The 282-nt window shown below is 54.6% G+C and carries 1 protein-coding gene; it reads left to right on the top strand.

The window, feature by feature from the left end:
- Positions 1-282: tetratricopeptide repeat protein (locus ACYP03_RS25795; protein ID WP_459782647.1), on the top strand; the 282-nt coding region annotated here is incomplete at both ends.

The following is a 282-nucleotide window of genomic DNA, read 5'->3' as shown; positions in this document are numbered from 1 at the left end:
GAGGCTATGGCACTGCGATTAATACTGCCTCGGGTGTCAGCCACCTGATCAAAGCCGCCGAAATGGAATATGTGCCGGCGCAATTGTTTCTGGGTGACTGGTACGTGGTGGATTCGAACCCCACTCCTTCGCCGCGTCGCGCCTTTTTCTGGCGTTTAAAGTCAGCAGTAAATAACGATGCAATGGGCTGTATCAAAGTCGCCTATTGTTTCCAGACCGGCGTTGGTGCGACGAGAGATCGCCGTCGAGCTATCTACTGGCTGGAAAAAGCGGCCGAGCTCG

The organism is Photobacterium sp. R1 (assembly GCF_054600795.1).
Note: the sequence above shows the minus strand (reverse complement) of the source record. Positions and strands in the feature narration are given on the sequence as shown.